Annotated in this window: 9 protein-coding genes and 1 pseudogene; 7 read left to right on the top strand and 3 right to left on the bottom strand. The window is 44.9% G+C overall.

The genetic code is table 11. The features are described from left to right. Together B2W60_RS11335 and gltX are read right to left on the bottom strand one after the other, a co-directional pair. Nucleotides 1-244: pseudogene (locus tag B2W60_RS11335) on the bottom strand (PQQ-dependent dehydrogenase, methanol/ethanol family); the annotation flags it as partial. A 204-nt stretch (nt 245-448) separates the two neighbouring features. Further along, a complete protein-coding gene (gltX, locus tag B2W60_RS11330; protein ID WP_292360505.1) occupies nt 449-1,852 on the bottom strand; it encodes a glutamate--tRNA ligase in 1,404 nt (467 codons plus the stop codon). Nucleotides 1,853-1,943: 91 nt separating this feature from the next. Here gltX and B2W60_RS11325 point away from each other — a divergent pair, with 91 nt between their 5' ends. After that, the gene (locus tag B2W60_RS11325) at nt 1,944-2,876 is read left to right on the top strand and encodes a quinoprotein relay system zinc metallohydrolase 2 (RefSeq protein WP_292360507.1); all 933 of its coding nucleotides are present in this window, start codon (nt 1,944-1,946) and stop codon (nt 2,874-2,876) included. 20 nt (nt 2,877-2,896) lie between these two features. Then, nucleotides 2,897-3,694, top strand: coding sequence for a quinoprotein dehydrogenase-associated SoxYZ-like carrier (locus B2W60_RS11320; protein WP_292360510.1), 798 nt, complete (start codon nt 2,897-2,899; stop codon nt 3,692-3,694). A gap of 71 nt (nt 3,695-3,765) precedes the next feature. On the opposite strand, the gene B2W60_RS11315 is transcribed toward B2W60_RS11320, so the two are convergent. After that, nucleotides 3,766-4,125: a hypothetical protein gene (locus B2W60_RS11315; protein ID WP_292360511.1), complete on the bottom strand. Its 360-nt coding sequence runs from the start codon at nt 4,123-4,125 to the stop codon at nt 3,766-3,768. Nucleotides 4,126-4,341: 216 nt separating this feature from the next. Here B2W60_RS11315 and B2W60_RS11310 point away from each other — a divergent pair, with 216 nt between their 5' ends. From B2W60_RS11310 to htpX, 5 genes are read left to right on the top strand one after another with little or no spacing between them, the layout of a single operon-like run. Then, entirely contained in the window at nt 4,342-5,205 is an 864-nt protein-coding gene (locus B2W60_RS11310; RefSeq protein ID WP_292360513.1) for an NAD(P)-dependent methylenetetrahydromethanopterin dehydrogenase, read from the top strand. Nucleotides 5,206-5,213: 8 nt separating this feature from the next. After that, complete coding sequence (locus B2W60_RS11305) at nt 5,214-6,266, top strand: beta-ribofuranosylaminobenzene 5'-phosphate synthase family protein (protein WP_292360515.1); 1,053 nt, start codon at nt 5,214-5,216, stop codon at nt 6,264-6,266. A 1-nt stretch (nt 6,267) separates the two neighbouring features. Continuing rightward, the gene (locus B2W60_RS11300) at nt 6,268-7,173 is read left to right on the top strand and encodes an NAD(P)-dependent methylenetetrahydromethanopterin dehydrogenase (RefSeq protein WP_292360517.1); all 906 of its coding nucleotides are present in this window, start codon (nt 6,268-6,270) and stop codon (nt 7,171-7,173) included. Nucleotides 7,174-7,196: 23 nt separating this feature from the next. Further along, the gene (locus B2W60_RS11295; RefSeq protein WP_292360519.1) at nt 7,197-8,306 is read left to right on the top strand and encodes an ATP-grasp domain-containing protein; all 1,110 of its coding nucleotides are present in this window, start codon (nt 7,197-7,199) and stop codon (nt 8,304-8,306) included. 54 nt (nt 8,307-8,360) lie between these two features. Next, on the top strand, nt 8,361-9,242 hold the full coding sequence (gene htpX, locus B2W60_RS11290; RefSeq protein ID WP_292360520.1) for a protease HtpX: 882 nt from the start codon (nt 8,361-8,363) through the stop codon (nt 9,240-9,242). Nucleotides 9,243-9,279 lie beyond the last annotated feature (37 nt).

Here is a 9,279-nt window from a genome sequence, read left to right as displayed (position 1 = left end):
CCATGACCAAAGCATTACCTTCGTGGCCACGTAAAACACCTGTTGAGAAAGACCACGCCATATTCAGATCTTTAACGTTGTCTTTCGTGATTTGAGTCAGTTCGCTGTAACGCGTATTAGCGTAGTCACCAGCTGGCATAACCCAGTTATTGTCATTTTTTTGCATTTCAAGGAGTTCATCAGCAGCGACCAGACCTGGTGCGGCTAACCCCATCATTGCGATTGATAATGTTTTCAGCTTCATAAAGTTGTCCTCTATTGCTTTTTAGTATTTACGTCACGACTTGTTCGAATGAACCTCATGCGTATGACGAACCTTAACCCCACTTCCCGGCTTCGTCAAGAACTTTACTCAAGTTTTTTGTGAGTATTTCCATCTAGTTTTCGGGAATAATTTCCCGAATAATTAAGCTATTGAAAATAAAGGACTTTATATTTTTACTAAAAATCAGGCACGATCTTTGATCCAGTGTATCGACCGCTCAATTGCCGCCAGTGCGCGCTCACGACCGTAGAGTTGCAGCGTGGCATCAAGAGAGGGTGAGACCGTATTACCGGTAATGGCGACACGAATGGGTTGAGCCACCTTACCCATACCAACCTCATGTTTTTCAGCACAATTTTTAATGACGGTATGGATCGGTTCGGCCAGCCATTCATTCAGCTGGCTTAGCTCCTGCAGTACAGCTTCCAATAGTGGCAAGCTGGTTTCATTAAGATTTTTCTGTGCGGCTTTTTCATCATAGGCATCTACGTCCCGATAAAAATACACACTGGATTCCGCCATTTCTTTAAGTGTTTTGGCGCGTTCCTGAAGCAATACAACAACATCAACCAGTGAGGGCCCATTCGCTGGATCAATTCCCAACTCGCCCATGTGCCAGCTTAAGTGTTGTGCAACATGTTCCGGTGAACTGGTTTTGATGTAATGCTGATTAAGCCAGAGTAATTTATCGGTATTAAAGCTCGAGGCTGCTTTGTTAACGTCCTGAATATCAAATAACTGTGTCATTTCAGCCAGCGAAAATATTTCCTGATCGCCATGTGACCAGCCCAACCTGACCAGATAATTCAATAACGCTTCAGGAAGATATCCTGCATCACGGTAACTCATAACACTGACCGCTCCATGTCTTTTCGAAAGACGAGCGCCATCATCACCTAAAATCATCGGTACATGAGCAAAGACAGGCGGTTTAGCACCCAGTGCTTTAAAAATGTTGATTTGTCGTGGTGAATTATTCAAATGATCATCCCCACGAATGACATGCGTCATCTGCATATCCAAATCATCCACGACCACTGTCAGGTTATAGGTTGGCGTGCCATCCGGACGGGCAATAATCAAATCATCCAGCTCACTGTTCTCAAAAACCACATTACCCCGAATGGCATCTTCGACAACAACTTGCCCCACAGTAGGATTTTTAAAACGAATGACCGGCTGTATCCCTTCACGCGGTGTCGATAGGTGACGGCAACGTCCATCATAGCGAGGTTTTTGCTTATTAGCTCGCTGCTCTTCGCGCATGGCTTCCAATTCTTCTTTACTGCAATAACAGTAATAAGCGTCGCCTTGATCCATTAACTGTTGAATAATCTCTTTGTAACGCTCAAAACGCTGCGTTTGATAAAACGGGCCTTCGTCATAATCCAATCCCATCCAGGTCATACCTTCCAGAATGGCATTAACAGATTCTGCTGAGGAACGTTCCAGATCCGTATCTTCAATCCTTAAAACAAAGCGGCCGCCATGCTTTCTGGCATATAACCAGGAAAAAAGAGCGGTACGAGCGCCGCCCACATGTAAATATCCGGTTGGGCTGGGTGCAAAACGCGTGCGAATTGTCATAATCAAAAGTTCTCTGCTAGCTGTGTAGATGGATTGCGATAAAGTGCGCTATTGTAACAGTTCATGAGATGTCATTTAGTGAGACAGAGTTATGCATTTATTGATTTTACTGCTTTCCAGCTTTCTTCCAGTGCAGGCAATAGCTTCAAATGCTGCTGCAGGTAATTATCCGCTCCAGCACGTATCTGATGGTGTTTATTATCATCAGGGCAGCCATGAAGAAGCCGATAACGAAAATCTCGGCGCGATTGCCAATGTTGGGTTTATCACTGGTGATGAATGCGTAGCAGTTATTGATAGCGGCGGCAGTTTTCGTGAGGGTGAATTATTGCGTGAAGCCATCCGCCAGCAAACCGATCTGCCGATCTGTTATGTCATTAATACCCATGTCCATCCCGACCATATATTGGGCAATGCTGCGTTTAAAGCCGATAATCCCAAATTTATAGGTCATGAAAAACTACCGGCCGCCATGGCCAGTCGAAAACAACATTTTGCCAAACAGTTCTCTGAGATTCTCGGAGAGGCTTATCAGGGTACTGAATTTATCGAGGCAGACAACCTGGTCAGTATCGGCAAACCACTGCGTATTGATTTAGGTAATCGCCCATTGTTATTAACCGCATACACCACGGCACATACCGATCATGATTTAACGGTTTACGATGTTAAGACCAGTACTTTATGGACCGGCGATCTGTTATTTGTTGAGCGCATACCGGCATTGGATGGCAGTATCAATGGCTGGATTGATGCCATCAATACGCTGACAGAACTTGATGCGGAGATGATTATTCCCGGTCATGGACCGGCTTTTGATGGTCAGAAATCCGAGGCATGGCAAAATTTACTTCGTTATCTGACCACCATTCGCGAAGAAATAAGATTTATCATTAATGATATGGGAACCATTGAAGAAGCCATCGCCGCCGTAGGAACACAAGAAGCTGAAAAATGGAAACTTTTTGAAGAATATCATCGTCGAAATGTTACCGCTGCATTCGTAGAATTAGAGTGGGAATAATAATAACCGGGAGAGAGAAAATGATGGGGCGAAATTCAATTTTTCTGGGCATGTTCATCATGCTCATCAGTCATAGCTTTACAGCTCATTCAGCCACGGCTGATGAAGATATCTGGGCAGGACTAAAACAAACCTATTTTGGGGATCGTGAAATTCGTGAGAATGCGGACGACCTGTTGGTTCTTGAAGCACCGACACGAGCCGAGGATGCGGCAATAGTTCCAATCAGCGTCAAGTCACTCCAACCACAAACCAGTGAAAGATATATTAAGAATATCCATATCATCATTGATAAAAACCCCATGCCGTATTCGGCCAATTTTCACCTGTCACCATCGCTTGGTGAAATTGACATAGCCACTCGCGTGAGGATTGATCAATACACTGATATGCGTGCCATCGCAGAGATGAATGACGGTTCCCTGCATATGGTTTCACGTTATGTGAAAGCTTCCGGCGGTTGCAGTGCACCAGCGGGCAAGGATATGGAAGCCGCTATGGCTCGTCTTGGCAAAATGCAGATTCGTATGCGTGATGCCAATATTGGTGAAACCACTCAAGCACAGGTTGTTGTAAGTCATCCGAACAATAGCGGCTTACAGTTTGATCAAAAGACTCGCGGCTATATCCCGCCACACTATGTGAAAGAAATCATCATAAATTTTGCAGACGAAAATTTGATTAAACTTGAGGCTGGTATATCTATCAGCGAAGATCCAAGCGTTCGCTTTAACTTCACTCCGCAAAAACACGGTGTATTAAAAGCCATGGTTAATGACAGTAAAGATATGACTTACAGCATGGATAAACAGATTTGACTCAGATTAGAGCCGAAATAAAAAAGGCCGTTTAACGGCCTTTTTTTTTGAATAAAAATGTATACCAGAAATTACTGAATACGGCATTCTTTATAGGCTGATGAAGAGACTTCTTCGTATTGTTTTATGCCGCCTTTTAATTCTTTATGATCACGAAACTGTGCGCCTTTATCTGCTGGCATATTGCGATACATATAAGCTGTACTGATGTCTTCGAAATCAGTCTGAGTAAATGCTTCATCAAGCTTATCAACCACACATGAACATTTGTGCACACCTTCATATATATTTAATTTTGTATTAGCCTGCATGCAATCGTTAACGTATTGCACTTTGGTGACTGTTGAAAAATCCATTTTGTCATCTGCCATAGCAGTGGCACTTAACATGGTGATGCTGGCAAAAAGGACTGTCAGACTGCTTTTCTTCATTCTCTACTCCAAATATTTTAATTATGGTTCCGCTATGACTCAGAACTTGCAAGACAAGTTCCTGCAGAAAAAAAGGATATTGCCACTTAAGCAGGTTACCATTCAAGCATTTTTAATGAATGCCCCAGGCAGTTAAATTTCCTCAGTCAAGCAACTTAGGGTAAAATTCAGAGTTTATTTATCCGCGTAAAACCATGCGCATCGCAGGAGAACATAATGAAAAAAATACTGCTTCATCTCGATACAGATGCCGTTGCAAGCACTTTTGACCAAGCCGTTGCCTATGATTCCGGGGTCGACAATATTATCGCTCATGGTGGAGCAACCCGTGATAATGTCACCGCCCATGTGCATGGTATGATTTTTACGCGTGGCGGAAAAAACCTTAAAAACAGCGCAATATTCATAGGTGGGTCCAATGTAGCAGCCAGTGAACTGGTAGGAGAAGCCGTAAAAAAAGCATTCTTCGGCCCTGTTCGTGTCTCGGTAATGCAGGATCCAAATGGCTCTAATACAACTGCCGCAGCCATTGCCCGTAAAGTGATGACAAACTATGACATCACGGGCAAAAATGTCGTGATTATGGGTGCAGGCCCCGTTGGTCAACGTACTGCACTGTATTTATTAAAAGAAGGCGCCGCTAAAGTAGTACTAACCTGCCGTAGTATGGCTCGCAGCAAGTCGACAGTTGATCATATGAAAAAGGCTTATGGCGTTGACGTCATCCCAGGTGAAACACGTAGCGACGAAGCAGTTGCAGCCTTACTCAAAGATGCCCATGTCGCTATAGCAGCAGGGCCAGCGGGTGTTTGTATCGTGCCTGAAATCACCTGGTCTGCCAGCAAAACCCTGGAAGTCATTGCTGACGTGAATGCGGTACCGCCACTGGGTGTTGAAGGCATGGAAGTGATGGATAACGGCACGGAAAAACAAGGTGTGCGTTTCTACGGTGCGATCGCCATTGGCAATTTCAAAATGAAAGTGCATCGTGGTGCGGTAGCCTCCCTGTTTGACAGCAATGATTTATTTCTGGATGAAACCACTATTTACGATATTGCCTGCAAAATTGATAACGCTTAGTGATAAGAATGCAACAACCGGTATCACCTGTCCGATTAAAAACAATTAACGTACAGGCGCCGGCAAGACTCCACCTTGGATTTCTGGACCTGAATGGTGGCTTAGGCCGCCATTTTGGCAGCATTGGCTTAGCAGTAAACAGCCACCACACCAGGCTAAGCCTGAGTGACACAGATAGCCAGCAACCAGCGGGCATCTCGATTTCTGATTCAGTCCAGCACAAGATCTCGAATTTGATAAATCAGTTTTATCTCTCTTTGGGAACACATATCCCGACCAGTTCAAGACGAACAAGTGTCACGGTTCACTCCCTGATTCCAGAACATGCCGGCCTGGGGTCGGGAACTCAACTCGCGCTGGTCATCGGTCGGTTACTGGCAACTTACCATCAGCTCGATATCCCAACGCCAAAAATTGCTGAGGCACTGGACCGGGGAAAACGCTCAGGCATTGGTATCAGTACTTTTGATAGTGGCGGATTTGTTGTTGATGCTGGTTTAGGGGCTAATTCACTGACTCCTGCCCGATTATTTCAGCAAGCCTTCCCATCTCAATGGCGGCTGGTGATGCTAATGGATAAAAATCATCAGGGAATTCATGGTCAGACAGAAATCCAGGCATTCCGGACGCTTCCAAAATTTCCTTTGAACCATAGTCAACACATTTGCCATCTGACCTTAATGCAGCTATTACCTGCGTTAATTGAGCAGGATATTGAGTTGTTCGGTAGCGCAGTTACTGAGATTCAGGCATTAATAGGACAACATTTTGCCCCGGCACAAGGTGGCCAATACACCAGCAAACCAATAGCAACGTTATTACAACATGCAAAAGCAATGGGGTTTACCGGCATGGCACAAAGTTCATGGGGCCCAACAGCTTGTATATTTACTGAGAGCCAAACTCAGGCAGATCTCCTGATAGCCAGACTACGGGGCATGATTGACTCTAATCTACCGTTGCAGGATATTGAATTACTGAGTGCTGCTGGTGTAAATCAGGGTGCTGACATTACAATCGATAACCAGACTTTACATTTTAATAAAACAGTGAGGGATTAACATGTCCAAACGTTCCATCATTCATATGATTAACCCAATGAAACAAAACAGTCCGTTTGATATCAATATGGCATTGGATGCCGGTTACGATATTCTGATGCCTTACAATAATGTTGAATTGAATGAAGTTGCCGGTTTGACTCAAGACGCTATTTTTTCCCGTGGTCCGGCTGGCGTAAAAAAAACGGGCATGTTTATCGGTGGCAGGGATATAGGCCTGGCAATGGATATGTTGGATGCCGCGAAGTCAGCCATGGTTCCTCCTTTTGAAATTCCGGTATTTGCTGATCCCAGCGGTGCATTTACGACAGCAGCAGCGCTGGTTGCCTGCGTCGAACGCGAATTGAAGAAACATTTCGATCAAGATTATAAAGGCTGCAAGGCAGTCGTATTTGGTGGTACAGGTCCGGTGGGGCTGGCTACAGCCGTTATTGCGGCACTGCAAGGTGCTGAAACAACCATTGTTGATCATTTTTCATTAGATACTGCCTTACAATTTTCTGACGAAGCGCGTAAACGTTATGGCGTTAATTTAAGAGCAACGACTGCGGCATCTGATGCGGATAAGGCCCGTCTGTTAAGTGATGCCGATGTGGTTTTCTGTACAGCAAAAGCCGGCGTACAGGTTTTGAATGCTTCTGTACTTGGCGATGCCAAAAAGCTCAAAGTCGCTGGCGATGTGAATGCCGTTTCACCCTTAGGTATTGAAGGTGTTGAGCTGATGCATAACGGTGAACCGCTAAAGTTTGCCCCACAATGCCCTGATGCTGTTGGCATCGGTGCGCTGGCTGTAGGCAACGTGAAATATAAACTGCAACAGGCCTTGCTCAGAGAAACACTGGAAAGTGATGTGCCTGTTTATCTGGATTTCCGTAATGCCTTTGAAGGTGCCCGTAAACTGGTCTGAATACAATTGTCATCAAACAGGACATGGCTGATCATCCAAAACTCCTGTTAATTCTCGCTCAAAGTGGAAGAATGCTGGCGCAATCAGCTTCACGGGAAGGTTACATCGTCCGTGTTGCTGACTGCTATGCAGACACTGATACTCTTCGGGTCGCTGATAAATATCTCAAGCTCCCTCCCCTCGACAAAATACTTAACGATGAGTGGCGGCAAACCATTATGACATTAAGTGATGGTCAGGCTTGTTCATTAATTTGCGGTACAGGCATCGAACGCTTCTATCCGCTACTGTCCCAATTACCCTCTCATATCAAATTTGCCGGTATTTCAATAAACAGTTTCAGTCAACTTTGTGAACCGGTAAATTGGATAGCCTTACTTGATCAACTCTCTTTCCCTCATCCGCCAACAGTATTTGATAACAACCAGAGCTTTAAAGGTAAATGGTTAGCCAAATCTGCCGCGGCCTGGGGTGGAACCCATATTGTCGATGCCGGATCGGCTGCTGGACGATTGAACATATATTATCAGCAGTACATTGAAGGTATCAGTGCTTCTGTTGTATTTCTGGCTAACGGTATTGATTGTCAGTTGTTACTGTTCAACCAGCAATACAGTCGTGATACCCGCAAGGATGATTTTTGCCTGCAAGCGATTACCAGCGGCTTACAACTTGATTCAAAACAACAACAGTTTCTTAAGCAAATCCTACAACAACTGACACTGCGACTCGGATTATCAGGTTTGATGTCGTTGGATTTTCAGATCAGTCCCTCCGGTGAAATATTTCTGCTGGAAATCAATCCACGTCCAACTTCTTCTTGTCAGTTATTACCAGGCGACGCTCCTTTAATCGATTGGCAGCTGATGAGTTCCAAGGGTGTTATGCCGGAAATTCATGCTGAACTTCCGCCAAAAAAGCGAATCTTATGGTTTTGTTTTGCACCAGAGAACATTACGATCCCGGCTGACTTTAACTGGCCTGACTATTGTTATGATCTGCCTGCTGATGGAAGTTATATCCAAGCAGGAGGCATCATTTGCACTTTACTGCTAACTCAGGACAAAACAGAGCTGAATGATGGTCATCAGTTTGCAAATAAATTGATTGAAAATTTATCTTCGGCAGCTTGAAAACAGGCTTCGGCTTACCCATATTAAAAGCAAGTTAACCTGAGGGAATGTTAAATGAAACGAATCATGTTGTTTCTCGCCACCAATATTGCCGTACTGGCGGTTTTAAGTATAACCATGCGGTTATTGGGTATTGAGAGTCTGCTGGATGAACAGGGCTCTGACCTGAATATGACTTCATTGCTGATTTTTGCTGCGGTTATTGGCTTCAGTGGTTCATTAATTTCATTAGCTATATCCAAATGGACAGCAAAACGCCTGACCGGTGCAGAAGTGATCACTTCACCTAAAAATCCAACGGAAAAATGGCTGGTTGAAACTGTAAAGCGCCAGGCTCAACAAGCGGGAATAGGCTCGCCTGAAGTGGCCATTTATCAATCCTCTCAACCGAACGCCTTTGCCACCGGAATGAATCGTAACAACGCCCTGGTCGCGGTAAGCACTGGGCTGATGCAATCGATGACACAAGATGAAGTTGAGGCGGTTTTAGCGCATGAAGTGAGCCACGTTGCCAATGGAGACATGGTGACGATGGCATTAATTCAAGGTGTGGTAAATACATTCGTTATCTTTCTATCACGGATTATTGGTCATCTGATTGACCGTACAGTATTTAAAACGGAACGTGGTCATGGTCCGGCTTTCTGGATCACCTCGATCATCGCCGAATTGGTTCTGGGTATTCTGGCCAGCATTATTGTGATGTGGTTTAGTCGCCAAAGGGAATTTCGCGCCGATGCCGGTGCAGCCCGTTTAGTCGGTTCAGGAAAAATGATTGCTGCCTTGCAGCGGCTTGCAAAAACCTCTGAGCAACCTCTACCAGATCAACTGCATGCAATGGGAATCTCCGGTGGTCGTGGTGGCATCAGCGCCTTATTTATGACCCATCCTCCGCTTGAAAAACGCATTGAAGCTTTGCGTACAGGCCGAATCTAACCCTGTAAAAAAGGCCGGCTGCATTTAATACAGCCGG

This window comes from Methylophaga sp. UBA2496 (assembly GCF_002341635.1).
Taxonomy (GTDB): domain Bacteria; phylum Pseudomonadota; class Gammaproteobacteria; order Nitrosococcales; family Methylophagaceae; genus Methylophaga.
This window is presented reverse-complemented; position numbering and strand designations above follow the sequence as displayed.